The organism is Roseofilum sp. SBFL (assembly GCF_017746885.1).
Taxonomy (GTDB): Bacteria; Cyanobacteriota; Cyanobacteriia; order Cyanobacteriales; family Desertifilaceae; genus Roseofilum.
Window position 1 is genome coordinate 1 of the sequence record NZ_JAGHZH010000145.1, and the last position, 18,405, is coordinate 18,405.

The 18,405-nt window shown below is 42.9% G+C and carries 11 protein-coding genes; 6 read left to right on the forward strand and 5 right to left on the reverse strand.

Annotated elements, in window-relative coordinates; translation table 11 throughout:
- Window positions 1-343: hypothetical protein (locus J7545_RS15175; RefSeq protein WP_318719774.1), on the forward strand; the 343-nt coding region annotated here is incomplete at its 5' end.
- A gap of 48 nt (window positions 344-391) precedes the next feature.
- On the opposite strand, the gene htpG is transcribed toward J7545_RS15175, so the two are convergent.
- Window positions 392-2,368 carry a molecular chaperone HtpG gene (gene htpG / locus J7545_RS15180; protein WP_318719775.1) on the reverse strand — a complete coding sequence of 659 codons (1,977 nt, stop codon included), beginning with the start codon at window positions 2,366-2,368 and terminating at the stop codon, window positions 392-394.
- Window positions 2,369-2,641: 273 nt separating this feature from the next.
- On the opposite strand from htpG, the gene J7545_RS15185 reads away from it, so the two are divergent.
- Window positions 2,642-3,127 (forward strand): hypothetical protein, encoded by a 486-nt coding sequence (locus tag J7545_RS15185; RefSeq protein ID WP_318698292.1) that lies wholly within the window; start codon window positions 2,642-2,644, stop codon window positions 3,125-3,127.
- A gap of 134 nt (window positions 3,128-3,261) precedes the next feature.
- On the opposite strand, the gene sds is transcribed toward J7545_RS15185, so the two are convergent.
- Both sds and J7545_RS15195 read right to left on the reverse strand, forming a co-directional pair.
- Complete coding sequence (gene sds / locus J7545_RS15190) at window positions 3,262-4,233, reverse strand: solanesyl diphosphate synthase (RefSeq protein ID WP_318698291.1); 972 nt, start codon at window positions 4,231-4,233, stop codon at window positions 3,262-3,264.
- Window positions 4,234-5,276: 1,043 nt separating this feature from the next.
- The gene (locus J7545_RS15195; protein WP_318698290.1) at window positions 5,277-5,723 is read right to left on the reverse strand and encodes a tellurite resistance TerB family protein; all 447 of its coding nucleotides are present in this window, start codon (window positions 5,721-5,723) and stop codon (window positions 5,277-5,279) included.
- Window positions 5,724-5,878: 155 nt separating this feature from the next.
- On the opposite strand from J7545_RS15195, the gene J7545_RS15200 reads away from it, so the two are divergent.
- Window positions 5,879-7,081, forward strand: coding sequence for a murein hydrolase activator EnvC family protein (locus tag J7545_RS15200; RefSeq protein ID WP_318698289.1), 1,203 nt, complete (start codon window positions 5,879-5,881; stop codon window positions 7,079-7,081).
- Window positions 7,082-7,089: 8 nt separating this feature from the next.
- Here J7545_RS15200 and J7545_RS15205 read toward each other — a convergent pair whose 3' ends face one another.
- Entirely contained in the window at window positions 7,090-7,491 is a 402-nt protein-coding gene (locus J7545_RS15205) for a DUF4253 domain-containing protein (protein ID WP_318698288.1), read from the reverse strand.
- Between the two features lie 182 nt (window positions 7,492-7,673).
- The gene (locus tag J7545_RS15210; protein WP_318698287.1) at window positions 7,674-8,858 is read right to left on the reverse strand and encodes an NAD(P)H-quinone oxidoreductase subunit H; all 1,185 of its coding nucleotides are present in this window, start codon (window positions 8,856-8,858) and stop codon (window positions 7,674-7,676) included.
- Window positions 8,859-8,904: 46 nt separating this feature from the next.
- On the opposite strand from J7545_RS15210, the gene J7545_RS15215 reads away from it, so the two are divergent.
- The 3 genes from J7545_RS15215 to J7545_RS15225 all read left to right on the forward strand — a co-directional run bounded on the left by J7545_RS15215 (window position 8,905) and on the right by J7545_RS15225 (window position 18,404).
- On the forward strand, window positions 8,905-9,459 hold the full coding sequence (locus tag J7545_RS15215; RefSeq protein WP_318698286.1) for a hypothetical protein: 555 nt from the start codon (window positions 8,905-8,907) through the stop codon (window positions 9,457-9,459).
- A gap of 175 nt (window positions 9,460-9,634) precedes the next feature.
- Window positions 9,635-12,898, forward strand: a complete 3,264-nt coding sequence (locus tag J7545_RS15220; RefSeq protein ID WP_318719776.1) for a PAS domain-containing protein — start codon at window positions 9,635-9,637, stop codon at window positions 12,896-12,898.
- A 124-nt stretch (window positions 12,899-13,022) separates the two neighbouring features.
- Window positions 13,023-18,404 carry an AAA family ATPase gene (locus tag J7545_RS15225; RefSeq protein ID WP_318719777.1) on the forward strand — a complete coding sequence of 1,794 codons (5,382 nt, stop codon included), beginning with the start codon at window positions 13,023-13,025 and terminating at the stop codon, window positions 18,402-18,404.
- Window position 18,405: the final 1 nt, after the last annotated feature.

Sequence of the window (18,405 nt, forward strand, 5' to 3'; positions counted from 1 at the left end):
ACCAGACCACTTTACCTCTTTTAGCGTTCGCGAAGCGACTCCGCAGGAGTCTCGCCAGCTTTCCGTTGAGGTTTTCAGCAAAATACCACCGAAAAAGGTCGCTATAGCGACCTTTGAGCTGCCTTGTCACCCCTTGAGGTCAAGACCATACTATCCAAATTCGGTTAATTCTGTGCTAATTTATAGGGTTCGGATTTTGTCAAGTACATTCGCTACCCAATTAGATGAGCTTACCCTGAGGACATTCTCTAGCAGACTTTCTTTGAAATACGAATATAGTCAATTTATTGATAAATTAATTGAAAAAAAGAAATTGATAATAGAAAGTTTTTTATCGATATAAGTTAATGATTAGGGGTAGATCGATCTACCCCTAATCCACAATTGATGGTTATGCTTTCGCGGTTAAGCGCGTTAAGACTTGAGTCGAACGATCAACAAAAGACTTCATTCCACCGGCATCAAACCCTTTTTGTGCCATCAGCGCTAAATCGTAAACTTGATTACAAATCAGATTGGCTAAGTCGGCAGAAGGAGAGGTTCCTTCGCCGGAAATAATCGTGCCTTGACTTAACCGCAACAAATCCTGAATCAAGGGATGAGCTGTATTCACTAACAGAATATGCTCCTCTGGAAACTTCGCCGTTTCTTGTTGGAACATGGCGTTCATTTCCTGCAAGCGGCGCATAAATTCTGGCAATAACACCATTGCGGGTGGATTTTGTTCATCATTATTACCTTTCAAGGATTCGGTGCGAATCTGAAGTTTGGGTTTATTGAGGGCTTTCTCGAACAGTTCTTTAATCTGTTCGCTGGCAGTGGTATTGGTTTTGGGATCGACAATTTCTTTGTCGTTTTCCTTATCCAACAGTTGCTCATCAATTTCAGCATCCACGCGGGAGAATTTGACATCAGAATGCTCGCGCTCTAGGAAGCTGATAAAGTGAGGATCGATGAAGGAGTCCATATAGAGAACTTCTAAACCTTGATTTTGGTGAAGTTGGATATAGGTTCCTTGGTTCACTTCATCGGTGCAGTAGAAGACTCGATTTTCGTGCCGTTCTTTGTTGCGCTCTAGGTATTCTTTTAAGGTGGTATAGGTATGACCTTGAGCGTCTTTGTTGCTGGATTGAACTTCTTGCCAAGCGTCGCCTTCTTCGGCTTGTACTTGGACTTCTGGGGAACTTTCAGTGGTTTCGCCTTCCCAGGTGGTACGGTAGATGACGATCTCTTCGACTTGCCCTTTAAATTTGTCGTCGTTGAGGCAGCCAAATTTAACGAATGTACCTAGGTCTTTCCAGCTCTTGATGTAGTCTTCGCGGGAGTCGCGATATTGTTCTTTTAGGCGATCGCCGACTTTCTTCGCTACAAAGTCTGCTATTCTCCGAACGGTGCGATCCATCTGAAGGGCAGATCTCGACACATTTAGGGGAATATCGGGACTATCAATTACCCCTCGCATGGGAAGCAGGAATTTAGGAATAATTTCCTCGCAATGCTCGGAGACGAACACCTGATTGCAGAACAGCTTGATCTGTCCTTTGGTGACATCTACATCGGGTTTGAGTTTGGGGAAATAGAGAATCCCATTAAGCAAGAAGGGATAATCCGTTTTCAGATGAATCCAGAGTAGGGGTTCTTCTTGGAACGGATAGAGATAGCGATAAAACTCTAGATAGTCCTCATCCGTGAGATCTCGTGGAGATTTACGCCATAGGGCATCCTGTTTATTAATTTGCTCTTCGTCGAGCTTAATGGAAACCGGCATAAAATCACAGTAGGTTTTCACCAACTGCTTAATCCGAGTGGGTTCTAAGTATTCTTCCTCTTCGTCCATGAGAGTGAGAATAATTGTGGTTCCCCGGGTGGTGCGTTCCGAATCTTCCAGTTTAAATGCTGGGGAACCATCACAAGTCCAGTGAACCGCTTGCGCTCCGTTGCGATAGGACAGAGTATCGATTTCAACTTGTTTGGCAACCATAAAGGAGGAATAAAACCCTAGACCAAAGTGGCCAATAATGCCTTCTTCTGTGGTTCCTTTATACTTTTCTAGGAATTCTTCTGCGCTAGAAAAGGCAACTTGGTTAATATATTTTTTGATTTCATCAGCCGTCATGCCGATGCCGTTATCGCTAATGGAGAGGGTTTTCTTCTCTTTATCAACAGTAATTACGATTTCGGGTTCTCCGACTTCACCGGAAAAGTCATCGGTGTGGGAGACCATTTTTAATTTGGCGATCGCATCTACTGCGTTAGAGACTAATTCCCGAAAGAAAATCTCATGGTCAGAATAGAGGGATTTTTTGATAATCGGGAAAATATTCTCAGTATGAATACTGATGGTTCCTTGTTCGAGTACAGTCGTCATTGTTGATAATAAAGGATAGCGAGAAGTTACATAAAATAGGGGGTCACTGTACAATTTTGGAAGATGAAAGCTGGTTTGCCTAGACGACTGCACCGTACCCTAGATTCGGATCTCCCTACTTTGTACTAATTTTGATGGGGTTTCTGCGAAGCTTCATCAAGTAAGGATCGTGGGATTGCATTCTCGGCTTTTGCATTGATTCAGTTTCAGCCAATGCAAAAGTCGGCTTGAATGAGGTTAGACTAGAGAGACGATACTACCAAAGCTCAACCTATGGATTTAGATGCCCAGATTCAAACTTTAATCGATCAAGCACCTCAAGATGGCCACACTCCTCAGATCATAGCGGCGATCGCTCCAGCCCTGAAACGGTTAGCCCAAGAACTGCAACACTCCCAATATTATATTTTGCAATCGGTCAGTGGGGAGTGGGTGTTTACTACCCTACGCAATAATGAGCAACCGAAATTAACGAAAAAGGTGATTTATGCCTTCCCCACTCTCAAAGATGCGGCTCAATCTGCTTCGGCTAAAGAAGATCCTAACTTGATGGCTGTAGCGATCGCCATTACTGCCCTTCTATTTCAAATGGTGACGTTACCAATTGATAGTTTAGTGTTCTTTGAAACTCCAGGTAATTTGCAAGCGGGGGTAGAAGTGTTAGCTGAAGATGTGAAAAATTTAATTCAATCTTATTTGGCTCAACTCTCTTCAAGTTCCACTCCTCCCATCTCAAATATTCCTCCCAATATAGCTTGATCAAAAGATGGGTGGATGTTGTCAAATCCTCAATCTAGAATCAAGCCAATGGGATAACACGATTGACGGGCTATTGAAGGAAAGGGTGGAACCTGGTTTCCCCTATTCCCTATTCCCTGACTTGTACAAGAAGCCTAATATAAACGACGTAGCACATAGTCGGTAAGATTGATCAGGGTTTCGTAAGATTCTGTTTTCGGTAGATCCGCTAAAGATTCACGAGCCAAACGAGCATGTTTAGCTGCTAGCTCGCGGGAGAGCGGTAATCCTTGAGATTGATCAATCCAACTTAGAGCCTGTTCTAAATCTCCAGGTTCCTTAAATTCGCGCTCAATCAAGGTCTCTAAACCTGGGTGTTCTTCCAAGGCATATAATACGGGAGCTGTGAGATTGCCGTTTTTCAAATCTGAAGCTGCGGGTTTGCCCAGTGCTTCATCAGAACCGGTAAAATCGAGAATATCATCTACAATTTGAAAGGCTAACCCTAAATTACGCCCATATACATATAAGTTTTGGGCCATCTGTTCGGAGACACTGCTCAAAACACCGGCTGCTTTTGCACTATTGGCAATCAGCGATGCAGTTTTGTAATAACTTTTTTCTAAATACTCTTCCAGGGATAAACTCGTATCAAATCGTCTCAGTCCTTGTTGAATTTCTCCTTCAGCCAAATCCATAATAACTTCTGATAGCAGCTTGACGACCGCAAGATTATCTAAGTTGGCTAAATACCAGGAAGATTGGGCAAACAGGAAATCCCCAGCTAAGACAGCGATACGATTGCCAAAACTACTGTGAACTGTGGGTAGACCCCGGCGTAGATCCGATTCGTCCACCACATCATCATGGACGAGGCTAGCCGTATGGATCATTTCGGTGATTTCCGCTAAACGCCGATGGCGATCGCTAATTTCTTGGTTGGCAGTGGTTGCCCTAGAGATTAAGAGGACAATGGCGGGTCTTAAGCGCTTCCCTCCTGCTCCAAAGAGATACTCAGCGGCTGCAAACAGGATGGGATGACGCGCACTAACCAACTGTTTCAAGTTTTCCGTTAGCAGATCAACGTCTGCTTCAACTGGATGGAATAAGGAGGTCGTTGAGGTCATGAATTAAGCTGACTCTGCCGTTAGTTACGAAACTTTACATATTTATTCTAATACCATGTTGCCGTTTGTCAGGGAATTAGAATCGAGAGAGTCTCACCGAGTACCAATGGTGTGGTTCAAGAGTCCACAACGAAGTTTATTGAGCCAATAAGGGGGCAGATCTCCGATTTTCGGATTTTTTTTCCAAATTGGGCAATATTCCCTCAGCAAGTTGAAAGTTTTGTGTTAGATTAAATAATAAGGATTTCAAATCACTCAGTAACCCAACTGGAAAACTGCAAAGTCGTACAAGTTAGGGCTGATAGACGTTAACCTCAATATAAGTCTTGTTGGTGGAAGGATGCTGCTGTAGTAAGCTGTTCTCGGTTTTACTATGCACTCTTTTAGAGTTGGGTCTCTTTCCGAGTCTGCTATATTGAGGGGCTATCAGCGCCTACATCGTCGTTTGTATATTTTTTAGGGATGTCAGGACAGTTGTCCTTCTAGATATACCCCCTATATTTAAGAGGATAAAAAGTCCTTGGCAGAGCAGTTTAAAGCGATCAAGTGGACTGGTTTAAGTCTATCTCCAGAGTCAGACTGGCCGCTGGCTTAACTGGAGGTTACCTCAGCTTTGAAATCCTTGTGCTTGTTCCTTACTCCGCTACTTAACTGATGCCCTATGTACACTGGTTTGCCCCTCATGATTGTTGCCTTAGCTTCTATGTATCTGATGGTTGTGTATTTGCTGTTGACATTTGCCCAACGCAATGCCAAATTATCAAGATCTCGTAGCAGCGCCCGTTAAATTTAAATAAGTTCCATATCCTCACTCACTACCTAAAAGTTTCAAGACCTGATTTAGGGGAAAAGATGAAATCTATTGGTGGGTTGATGGGGAGTTGATGGTAAGGGTGGATGAACCCAATCTTTTGATTTCATCTATAGATGTGGGTACACCCACCCTTACTCATTAATCATTAAGGGAATAGGGAAAACTTTTAATTCAGATTCTCAAAAGTAATTATTATTTCCAGCAAGAATTAGATCTAAGATAGGAATCGTTATCCTTTATTCTTAATCATCATGACTTGGATGATTTGATTGACGAGAGTATCGGGTAATTCTAGAGCGCGGCATAAACTACCGAGAAGGTCTTCTTCTTCGTCGCTGACTTGGCCATCGGCGAGGACTAGATCGGTGGCGATCGCAAAAGTCGTATCATACAAATCATGGGGTAGGGTGGCGATCGCTGCATCAAACAGAACGTTTCCACCATCGCGCCGCAGCGTTCCACAAAGACTGTCAAACATGCGCCGCATCACATCATCAGAATAGCTGCGGAAGAGTCTCATACGGCTAAGAGTTGTATTGAGCAGGCGAACTTCATCATCAGCTAAATAACCATCTGCGGCAACTACTAATAGCATAACGGCAGCAAAGGCTTCCGCAGGACCAAGGGTAAGTTGGCTTTTTACCGTTTCTTTGCGAAATGCATCAAATAATCCCATAGTAGTGGCTCCAAATTACTAAAATAGTGTTGATTATTTTTTGTGGCCAATTGATTTCTAGGCATTGAGTCGCTTACTAAAATAGCATGGTTTTACGCTATAAGTTTTATAGTGCTGGGTGCTGGTAATCGATCATGGGTAATGGGAAATAGGTAATGGGTAATCGATTAAGTATGTCAGTTGTGGAGTTGGGTAAGATGAGGCAAAGGTTTCTCCAGTTCCTGGTTACGGGTTCTATGATGGTTTATTTGTGGTTCTCAGGAAGTGCGATCGCTTTTGCGTCACCTTCAGTCGATCAGCTTCAACAACAACAGCAACAACTCGAACAGGATCAAAAACTGATTTCTAAGGAACAAGGGCGCTTGAAGCACTTAGAGCAAGCCGCTCAAGAACACTTGAAAGGTCTTGAAGGTACCTTAAAGCTGACGGAAAGTCAACTTAAGGGGATTGAAGATCAAATTGAAGGCACTACCCAAAACCTCGATCGCCTCAAAGGAGAACTACACAGCCAGAAACTAGAGTATCAAGACTTAGCTGAAGGCGCGATCGCCCGCTTCCAATTTCTGCAACGGCAACCGCGTCATTCGGGGTTATCCATATTACTTCAGAGTGAAACCCTCACCGACTTTCTCAGTCGTCGTCATCGGTTAACACAACTGGCACTGGCCGATCGCCAACTGCTGCTCACGGTTAAAACAGCTTTGGATGAGACCCAACAACAAACCCTAGACATTGAACAAACCTATAATCAATTGTTACTAATGCGTCAACAATTGATCAATCAAAAAAGCGATTATCACACGCAAAGCCAAGTTCAAGTCCAATTAATTGAACGGTTGAATAGCGATCGACAAGCTCTAGATGCCGCCTATCTTCAATTACAAAAAGACTCTCAAAACTTAGAATCTTTAATTCGCCAGCGCCTGGAAACTTCATCCTTGTCCTTACGGAAGAAAGTGCTTAGACTCAAACCCGGAAAAATGCTTACCCCCAGTTATGGGGAATTTTCCAGTAATTTTGGCTGGCGAACTCACCCCATTTTCGGCGTGCAACGGTTTCATAATGGCCTAGATTTTGCGGCTGACTATGGCGCTCCTATCTATGCGGCTCAAAATGGGATTGTTCTATACGCTGGATGGTATGGGGGTTATGGAAATACGGTGATTCTCGATCATGGTAATGGAATTACCACGCTCTATGCCCATGCCAGTGAGGTATACGTACGGGAAGGACAGACGGTTCGTCAAGGGGATGTAGTTGCCGCGATTGGATCGACTGGACTGTCCACTGGCCCCCATTTACACTTTGAAGTGCGGGAAAATGGAACTCCTGTCGATCCGATGAATTATCTGACTTAAACTCGATCTTAATCCCACCAAAAGGTGATGCAATCGCTCGTGTTCAGAAGTTTAATCAGATTCTCCCGCTCCATAACGCCCTGGTCAATGATGTCGGGACAGAATTCATACATTTCATCAGCCCAATACTCGACATCTTCTAGGGGGGAGAGAAACCGAAGACCTAACGAATCGTAACGAATATAGGTAATAACAAATGGCTGTTTGGCTTCTAATTCTTGCAACCATTGCAACACATAACCTGTGCCAATATCATAGTTACAGCCATTTGTGCCCATAGCGGCGATTGCCTCATACTTATCCGTCGTCGGAAAGATTGTTAAACGTTCGGGCAAGCGATCGAAGAGATTGCGACTCGAAGCAAAAACATAGCATCCCTTGGCCAGGAACTGATTTTGCACTGTTTCCACGTCTAAATCCTTGCGTTTATTCGTCCTAGTATAGATAGTACCTCACTTTTTGTGTTAAGTAATACATCTAGCGGTTTGCGATCTAATGAGATACAGTAAGAACAATCCCCCTAAATCCCCCCTTAGAAAAGGGATTAGGGGGATAGAAATGTACCACATAAAAGCGCAAACTGCTTTCTCACTTAGCGATCGACCGATCCCATAATGATATCGATACTACCGAGAATCGCCATAATATCGGCCACTTTCATGCCGCGCAACAAATGGGGCAGAATTGGCAAATTATTAAAATCAGCCGCCCGAATCTTAAAGCGCCAAGGAAACATATCATCACATCCCTGAATAAATACGCCTAATTCTCCTTTTCCAGACTCTAGGCGAACATAATGTTCTCCAGAGGGAATTTTGAACGTTGGCGCTACTTTTTTACCCAAAAATTGATAATCAAAGCCACTCCACTCCGATTTTGGCCCGGCGGCCATGCGTTTGGCTTCGAGGTTCTCGTAGGGGCCACCGGGTAGTCCTTTTAAGGCTTGGCGAAGGATCTTAATCGATTCTCGCATTTCCCGAATCCGCACCAGATAACGGGCAAAGCAGTCACCAGCCGTTTCCCATTGGACTTCCCAATCGAAGTCATCGTAGCATTCGTAGTGGTCTACTTTGCGTAAATCCCACTTCACCCCCGAACCCCGTAACATGGGGCCAGAGAGTCCCCAATTGATGGCTTCTTCCCGGGAAATGGTACCAATTCCTTCAATCCGACGGCGGAAAATGGGGTTATTGGTAATCAGCTTTTCATATTCATCCACTTTGGGGTCAAAGTAGTCGCAAAAGTCGATACATTTATCGACCCAACCGTAGGGTAAGTCGGCTGCTACACCGCCCATGCGAAAATAGTTATTGTTAATGAGGCGTTGGCCTGTGGCTGCTTCCCAGAGGTCATAAATGAGTTCTCGCTCCCGAAAGATGTAGAAAAAGGGCGTTTGAGCGCCAACATCAGCGAGGAAGGGGCCAAGCCACAGAAGGTGGTTGGCAATACGGTTGAGTTCGAGCATAATGACCCGAATATAGCTGGCGCGTTTGGGGACTTCTATCCCTGCCAATTGTTCGGGAGCATTGACCGTAATGGCTTCATTAAACATCCCTGCTGCATAATCCCAACGGCTAACATAGGGGACAAACATAATGTTGGTGCGGTTTTCGGCGATTTTTTCCATACCTCGATGGAGATAACCGATGACTGGTTCGCAGTCAATCACGTCTTCTCCGTCGAGGGTGACGATTAACCGCAAAACTCCGTGCATGGAGGGATGATGCGGCCCCATGTTGATAACCATTGGGTCGGTTTTGGTCTCAATCCTGGTCATAGGCCTTGATCTTAGAGGTATGGTTTGGTTACATCTTTTTAATTCTATGATGAAGTCGCGAAAGAAGAAGATTACGGTTTATTTGACAGCCGAGAATGAGGAGTTTCTGGATGAGTATCGCCAAAGTCAGGGCAAGATCCAGTATAGTCGGGCCGTCAATGAGATTTTGGGAGAGTTTTTTGAGCAGCAGGATGAAGATGAGGTAGAAGAGCGGTTGGGTGAGGTGGAGGAGCGGTTAGGTGAGTTGGAGGAGGAATTTTCGGAACTGAGGCACTCTCCAGATTACAGGGAGCAGATCGAGCAGTTGCGATCGCAAATCACTCAATTAACCGAGCGATGCGATCGCCTCATCGCCATCAATAACCAGCAAAAACAGGCCCTCTCCCAAGCTCAACATCGGGAGCGTCAATTTTGCCAACAGTTATCCCAAACCATTCAAACGGTTCAAACCCAGGGGACACCCTCCTCGGATTCGGCAAATCATTCTCAAAATACGACTGAACCAGACCATGAAGCATTTGATATTTTAGATGCGGAACTGGTCGATAACTCTGCAGAGGATCTCTTATTCAAATTATCCCAAGAGTTAGGCTTAATTTAAACAACTGAGAGTGTAAAGAGTTCATAGATTTTTTGCTCTTATCCTGATTTAGAAGTATAATTTAAGAGCCAGTTTGCGATTAAGGTACTCAATCAGGCTGAGTCGCTCAAAGAACAACTCAAATGTAAGCCTTCGGGGATTAATTTAGGGTTAAGTGCAACTCCTTTGCTATATTATGTCATCAAAATTTATTAATGCTCAAGAGAAGATTGCTATCCTTGAGTCCCAAAACCAAGATCTACACGCAGCCTTAGCCAGAGTGAGCCAACGTTGGCAAGACACGGTTAAGGAACTGCAAAAGGTTAAAGCGGACTTAGAGCGTTTACAACGCTATCACTCTGAAGCAGAAAAATTTTTATCCTTAGCAATTAACCATATTCCGGAAGCTATTTTCTGGAAAGATTATTCCTCTGTTTTTGTCGGATGTAACCAATATTTTGCCGAATTTGTTGGACTGAATTCTCCCTCAGAGATAATTGGAAAAACGGATTATGATTTACCTTATAAACCAGAAGAAAAAGAAAAATATCGGGCCGACGATCGCCGGATTATGATATCCGATACCCCAGAATTGAAAATTATCGAATCGATTCAACACCAGGATGGCAGCCATCATTGGGTAGAAACGAATAAAATTCCTTTGCACGATCAATCGGGAGAAGTCGTTGGTATTTTAGCTACATTTATTGATGTCACAGATCGCGTAATTGCCGAGCAACAGTTACAAAAGCTGAATCAAGAGCTAGAAGAGCAAGTCAACGATCGCACGCAAAAATTACAGGCGACTCAAGCCCGATTACAACGGTTAATCGATAATCTCCCTGGATTAATTTTCCAATTTCGGATCGAAGCGGATGGCACTCGTTCTTTCCCCTATGTTTCCGAAGGCAGTCGAGATCTTTATGGACTCGATCCTGAGAACTTTATAGCCTGTTTTGATTCCGTTCATCCCACGGATCTGCCCTCCCTAGAAGAAGCAATAGAAGAATCACGAACTTCATTGAGAAGATTTCAACATGAACATCGAATTATTACTGATGAAACAGTTCTGAAATGGGTACAAGTTATTGCTCGACCAGAAAGAAAAACTGACGGTGCGGTGGCGTGGGATGGGATGAGTATTGAAATTAGCGATCGCAAACGACAAGAGCAGGCCTTGCACTCCATTGTAGAAGGAACCGCCTCCCAAACAGGAGAAGCTTTTTTCCAATCCTGCGTTAAATGTATCGCCATAGCTCTAGACGTTTCTTATGCGTTTATTGCTGAAGTGACCTCCCAAGACGGTGAACCCTTAGCCAACGTACTAGCCGGTTGGGAAGGCTCAGAATTCAGTCAAAAGAGTCAGTATAATCTCATAGATACTCCTTGTAATAAAATAGTCCAAAATAAGACGTTTTGTTGTTATCTACAGGATCTTCAGTTCCAATTTCCTAAGGATCAATACTTGGTGGATATTGGAGCAGAAAGCTATGTTGGGATGCCTATTTTAAATGCCCAAGAAGAATTGTTGGGATTTATTGCAGTTTTGGATACTAAACCTATGGAAAAAGATCTAGATCTGCAATCTTCCATTTTAGAAGTTTTTGCAGCACGAGCGGGAGCAGAAATAGAACGAATCCGAGCTGAAAGAGCGCTACGTCAGAAAGACACTTTATTACAAATGACCCTAGAAGCTGGAAAAATGGGCTGTTGGAGTTGGAATCGGTACACAAATGATGTGATGTGGTCTGATGGTGTAGAAGGAATTTTGGGGTTACCTTCAGGCTCATTTCAAGGCAGATTTGAAAATTATGTTGCCTTGATTCACCCACAGGATCGCGATCGAGTTTTGCATGTCATTGAACAAACGTTGGAGAAAGAGGAAGAATTTAGTATTGAACACCGTATTGTTGTCTCAGAGCGTAAAATTCAATGGTTGCGGTTAATGGGAGAGATTTGGCGAAACGATCGCGGAGAGGCCATCGGATTACTCGGATCGGTACTCAATGATACTCGTCGAAAAATGTCGGAGATTGCCCTGACCCAATCAGCAGAACGAATTGAAAAACAGGCCCAGCGATCGGAATTACTCAATCAAATTGCCCATCAAATTCGCACCTCCCTAGATCTCGATCGGATTCTGCATACAACTGTATATGAAATTCAACAGTTTTTAGAAGTAGATCGGACTCATTGTGCATCGTATGTGGAACAAGAGGATGGAGCCTATTGGGATGTGATTGCTGAAGTGACGATTGAAGGTTTACCTAGTTTTGTGGGGAAACATCCTGCGGTTAATTTTGGCTCTCTGTCACAACTCTTATTAAGTCAAGAAATTATCAAGATTGATGATGTTTCTACAGTTGAAGATCGGGCTGTCCGAGAGCGGTTAATGGCTTTAGATCATCAGTCTATGCTAGTGCTGCCTATTGCTACAGAATTCGATCATTTTGGGATTATTGCCTGTATTCAGAGTCAACAGGTGCGTCCTTGGCAAGAGGATGAAGTTGATTTTCTCAAAGCTGTGGTTGCTCAAGTGGCGATCGCTCTTCAGCAAGCCGATCTACTTTCCCAAAGTCAAGCTCGCGCTCAAGAACTCGAAAGGCTTTTAGAGCAACTGAAATTGACGCAAGCTCAGTTAATCCAAAGTGAAAAAATGTCTAGTTTAGGACAAATGGTGGCAGGAGTTGCCCACGAAATTAATAATCCGGTGAATTTTATTCATGGCAATATTTCCCACGCACGAGACTATAGCCAGGATTTAATGAATTTGGTGAGCCTCTATCAACGTTACTATCCCCAGCCTCATCCAGAGGTTGCCGCAGAAATAGAAGCGATTGATTTAGATTTTATTCAAGAAGATTGTCAGAAAATTTTCCATTCTATGCAAGTCGGAACTAATCGCATTCGGGAAATTGTCCAATCTTTACGCACTTTTTCCCGTTTGGATGAATCGGAACTGAAAGCGGTTGATTTGCATGAAGGTATTGAGAGCACTCTCAGTATTTTAAATCCTCGTTTACGGGCGATCGGTTCGCGGCCAGAAATTGAGGTGATTAAGGATTATGGTCAATTGCCTTTGGTCGAATGTTATGCCAGACAACTGAATCAGGTATTTATGAATATTTTGACTAATGCGATCGATGCGTTAGAAGAGAAATCACGCACTCTGAAATCAGAAGATCCGCCTGGGATTACGATTGCGATTGAAACTAGAGTGGCTGGTGAAAATGTTATGATTCGGATTACGGATAACGGATTGGGCATGAATGCGGAAACTAAAGCCAGGCTTTTTGACCCTTTTTATACTACAAAGTCCGTGGGTCAAGGCACGGGTTTAGGACTATCAATTAGCTACCAAATTATTACGGAAAAGCATCGGGGTTTTCTCTCTTGTGTCTCGTCTCCTGGGGAAACGACGTTTATAATTGAAATCCCGATTCGGTATCCTAAAGAATAGGGAATAGGGAATCAGAAAAATCCAGTTTTGTCCTTTCCTGGAACTGTCCATAAATAAAATCATCCCATTTGCTTAACCTCATAATTTGTTATATTGAGGGTATTATTTGAACTTTTATTGCCGAATGATAAGTCTTGATTCAAAAAATTATGTAGAAGTGACATTGGTCTATAGTGGTGGCCGGACAATGGTCTATCGCGGAGTACGAGCGAGCGATCGCCGACCGGTCATTGTCAAAGTCCTACGTAATCAGCACCCTACCTTCAATGAACTGGTAAAATTTCGCAACCAGTATGCGATCGCCTCTCATCTAGAACATCCTGGAATTGTCCAACCCCTTGCCCTGGAACGTTGCAATCTCGGCTATGCCCTAGTGATGCCAGATGAGGGCGCAATCAGCCTTGGAAAGTATTGGCAGCACTCTCATCACAGTTTATCCGAGTTTCTAATCCTTGCCATTCAATTAGCCGATACGCTGGATTATTTGAACCAACAACGAATTATCCACAAAGACATTAAACCGAGCAATATCCTGATTCATCCCCAAACTCACCACGTTCAACTGATTGACTTCAGTATTGCCAGTTTGCTGCCCAAAGAGCAACAACAATTGATGAATCCCCATGTCCTTGAAGGAACTCTAGCTTATATTTCTCCAGAACAAACAGGACGTATGAACCGGGGAATTGACTATCGGAGTGATTTTTATTCTCTGGGGGTGACCTTTTTTGAATTACTCACAGGAGAATTACCCTTCAAAAGTGACGATCCCATGGAATTAGTGCATTGTCATCTGGCGAAAATGCCTGCGGAATTAGGGAGTCGGGAAACTATTCCTCAAGTGCTGTCGGATATTGTCTTGAAGTTGATGGCTAAGAATGCAGAAGACCGTTATCAAAGTGCCTTGGGATTAAAGTATGATTTAGCACAGTGTTTGCAGGAGTGGCAGGCTACTGGCGAGATTGCCGGATTTGCGATCGGACAACGGGATGTGTGCGATCGTTTCCTGATTCCTGAAAAGCTCTACGGACGAGAGCAAGAAGTACAAATTCTTTTAGAGTCCTTTGAGCGAGTCAGCTTTGGAGAAACAGAAATGATGCTCGTTGCTGGGTTTTCTGGGATTGGGAAAACCGCAGTCATTAACGAAATCCATAAACCCATTGTCCGACAGCGAGGTTATTTTATTCAAGGAAAGTTTGACCAATTTAATCGTAATATTCCCTTCTCTGCTTTGGTGCAAGCATTCCAAGAGTTGATCGAACAATTGTTAGGGGATTCCGATGTAGAATTAGCCACCTGGAAAGCAAAAATTCTACAAGCGGTGGGAGAGAATGGGCAAGTAATCGTTGATATCATACCAGAACTCGAACAGATTATCGGCCAACAACCCCCAGTCCAAGAACTTTCTGGGAGTGCTTCCCAGAACCGGTTTAATTTACTCTTTAGCCAGTTTATTCGTGTCTTCACAACCCAAGAGCATCCCCTGGTCATATTTTTGGATGATTTACAGTGGGCAGATTGTGCTTCTTTGAATCTCTTAAAGTTGCTGATGGATGATTCAGAAGGGGGATATTTACTGCTCCTTGGAGCCTATCGAGATAATGAAGTTTTCCCGACCCATCCCCTGATGTTAACCTTGGAGGAAATTAAGAAACAGGGGATAACACCCTATACCTTAACTCTGAATCCATTAGGTAAGCCAGAAATTGCCTATTTAGTGGCTGATACGCTGCTGTGTTCTGCTGAAGTTGCTTCACCTTTAGCCGATTTTATCTATCAAAAAACTCAAGGAAATCCGTTCTTTACAACACAGTTTTTGAAGGGGTTACATGACGATGGTTCGATTGAATTTAATGTCAATGTGGGGTCTTGGCAATGTGATATGTCCAAGGTTCGTCAGCTTACGCTTACCGACGATGTAGTGGAATTCATGATGGGTCGATTACAAAAATTATCACCTACAACCCAAGAAGTGATTAAAATAGCAGCCTGTATTGGAAATCAATTTAATCTCAAAATTTTAGCGCTGGCTGGTCAAAGAACTCCAGAAGAAACAGCCGTTCATTTATGGTCATCTTTAGCTGAAGGTTTTATTTTACCCGAAAGTGATGTCTATAAATTTTATTTGCACAGTTCTTTACCTCAATCTACAATTCATGCTTCAAATCCCTGTTATCGATTTCTCCACGACCGGGTTCAACAGGCAGCCTATAGTTTAATTGAAGAAGACCGAAGAAAACAAACTCATTTAGAAATTGGTCGCCGGCTTTGGGAACATCTAGATACAGATGTCGAGAATGTTTTTGAGATTGTTGATCATCTCAATAGAGCAGAGGAACTAATCGGCAATCGCGCCCAGAGAGATGAAATTGCCCAACTCAATTTGCTAGCTGCTCAAAAAGCTAAAAGTACAACCGCTTACGCCGCAGCTAGAGAATATGCCAATGCGGGGCGATCGTTCTTAGGAGAAAATAGTTGGTCAACTCAGTACGATCTCACTCTAGCTCTGTATATTGCTACCCTAGAGGCCGAATTTTTAAGTACAAACTTTGAAGGCATTGAATGTCTCGCTGAAATTGTTCTTCAACGAGCGAAAACTCTTCTCGATCGAGTTGAAGTATATAACATTTTAATTCAGGCTGATATCAGTCAAAATAAGATGCAGAATGTGATAGATTCTGGTCTAAAAGTTTTGGAGATGTTGGAAATCACATTATCGGACGACCCTCGCGATCAAATCAACAATTTACAACAACTCATCGATCTACCCGAAATGACAGATCCTTACAAGTTAGCGGCAATGGATCTGTTGACTAATATTATTACAACCGCTTGGATGGTCAATCCCGAATTATTGAAACAAATTACGTTTACAATGGTCGATCTGTCTCTAACATACGGCAACTGTTCCTGTTCAATTGTTGGTTATGGTTGGTATAGTATGTTGTTATGTGAAGGGTTCGGCGATCTTGAGCTTGGATATCAGTTGGGTGAACTGTCTGTTCAGTTAATGGAACGATTCAATGCTCCAGAGATTAAATCTCAAGTGCTAAATATTGTTGCTGGAGGATCTAGGCTCTGGAAACAACATCCCAAACAATGTATAGAATTAGAGCTAGAAGGAATCAAAAATGGATTAGAATCTGGTGATTTTGAAGGCGCGAGTTATGCGGCAGCAGAATATTGCCATTATCTTTTTCTGATGGGTGAAAATCTAGGTTTCGTCAGCAGTGAATTCCAAAAATACAAAGAAATGATTGAACGGCTGAAGCAAGATTATCATCTAGATTACATCGCTACTTGGCAACAAACAATCCAGAATTTACAGGGACATTTAGAACATCCGACGCAGCTTTTTAGGGATAATTCACAGGGGGAATTGCAAAGAGTACAGAAACTTATAGACGAAAATCAACCGGTACTGGTCTACCATTATCATCTCCTTAAAATGATGTTGTCTTATTTATTTAAGGATTATTTGAATGCTGTAGAGAATGCTATTTTAATCATTCCAGAAACAAAAGAGAATGGCAATAATCTGTTTTCCATCCCGGCAATCTTTTATTCATCTTTAGCTTTACTGGCTGGGGTTCGAGAAACCGGATTAGTTGAGACAGAACACTATTTGGGAAAAGTGGAACAGAATTTGCTTCAGATGGAACACTGGGCCAAATTTTATCCCATGAATTATCAGCATCAATGCGATCTAATTCAAGCTGAACAAGCACGAAACTTGGGTCAAAAGTGGGAAGCTGTGGAGTTTTATAAACGAGCGAGAGTGGGTGCAAAGGAAGGTGAATATCTGCACCATGAGGCGATCGCCTGTGAGTTAACGGCAGAGTTTTATTTTGAACAAGACATGCCCGAAGTTGCCGAAGTTTATCTCATTGATGCTTACTATGCTTATGCACACTGGGGCGCTCAAGCTAAAGTTGCGGACTTGGAACAACGGTATTCCCAAGTACTTGCTCCTATTCTGAATTCAGAAATAAGGTGTACTAAAGAGAACTTTGATTCGTCTAGGGCTACCTCTCTTCATCTGACTTCAACCAGTTCAGGGGCAAATATCTTTCTGGATTTTTCTTCAGCGATCAAAACCTCTCAAGCCCTATCTGGAGAAATGAATCTAGAACAATTACTAGCAAAATTGATACAATCGCTAATCGAAAATGCTGGAGCAACTAAAGGAGCTTTGCTGTTGCCGAAACAGGAGAGTTTATGGATTGAAGCGATCGCCGACTACATAGACGATGCATCCAACATACAAATTCGTTCTTTGGCGCGCTCTCTCCCCCTAGCTTCGACTCAAGAACTCCCCCTAACTATCATCAATCGGGTTTGGCGCACTCGTGAAACTCTAGTCCTGAATCATTCGATCGAGGAATCCCGATTTGCCTCTGACGAGTACTTAAGCCAATCTTTACCGAAGAGTATACTGTGTCTGGCATTGCAGAATCAGGGAAAACTGATCGCCATTCTTTATTTAGAAAATAAACTCACAACCGGCACCTTTACCAGCGATCGCCTAGAAATTCTCAAACTGATCGGCACTCAAGCCACTATTTCCCTAGAAAATGCGCGACTTTACCAACAGTTAGAAGACTACAGTCACAACTTGGAAGAGAAAGTTGAACAGAGAACCCAAGAATTACAAGAAAATAACCAACAATTAGAACAAACCCTCCAACAATTGCAGCAGACTCAAGCGCAATTAATTCAAACCGAAAAAATGTCTTCTTTAGGACAAATGGTAGCGGGAATTGCCCATGAAATCAATAATCCCATCAACTTTATTTTCGGCAATATCATGTATGCTCGCCAATATGTGCAAGATTTGCTCGATCTAGTTAGCCTTTATGAGAAACACTCCTCGGAAGTCGATGCAGCGATCGCCCAAAAACTAGAAGAAATAGAGTTAGATTATTTACGCTTAGATATAGAGAGTCTGTTTAATTCCATGCAAGCGGGTAGCGATCGCATTCATAAAATCATTCAAGGGTTACGGAACTTTGCCCGACTCGATCAATCCAAATATAAAAAAGTCGATATTCATGAAGGCTTAGAAAATACTTTACTGATCTTAAACCATCGTCTCAAAGCTCAACACAATCGTCCAGAAATTAAGATCCTGAAAAACTATAGTTCACTGCCTCTTATCCACTGCTGGGCAAGTCAACTGAATCAAGTATTTTTGAACCTTCTTACCAATGCGATTGATGCTTTAGAAAAAAATCCACTCGATCGATATCCTACCATTCATATTACGACCACTATACTTGATGCCCAAAGGGTACAAATTTCTATCCAGGACAATGGTTCCGGCATGAGCAAAACCAATCTCCAAAAAGCTTTTGATCCCTTTTTTACAACGAAACCAGTAGGTCAAGGAACAGGACTGGGGTTATCAACCAGTTACCAAATTATTACCCAACAACATAGAGGACAGTTACGATGCGTTTCTCAGCCGAGAGAGGGAACAGAGTTGATTATCGAAATTCCCATTTAAA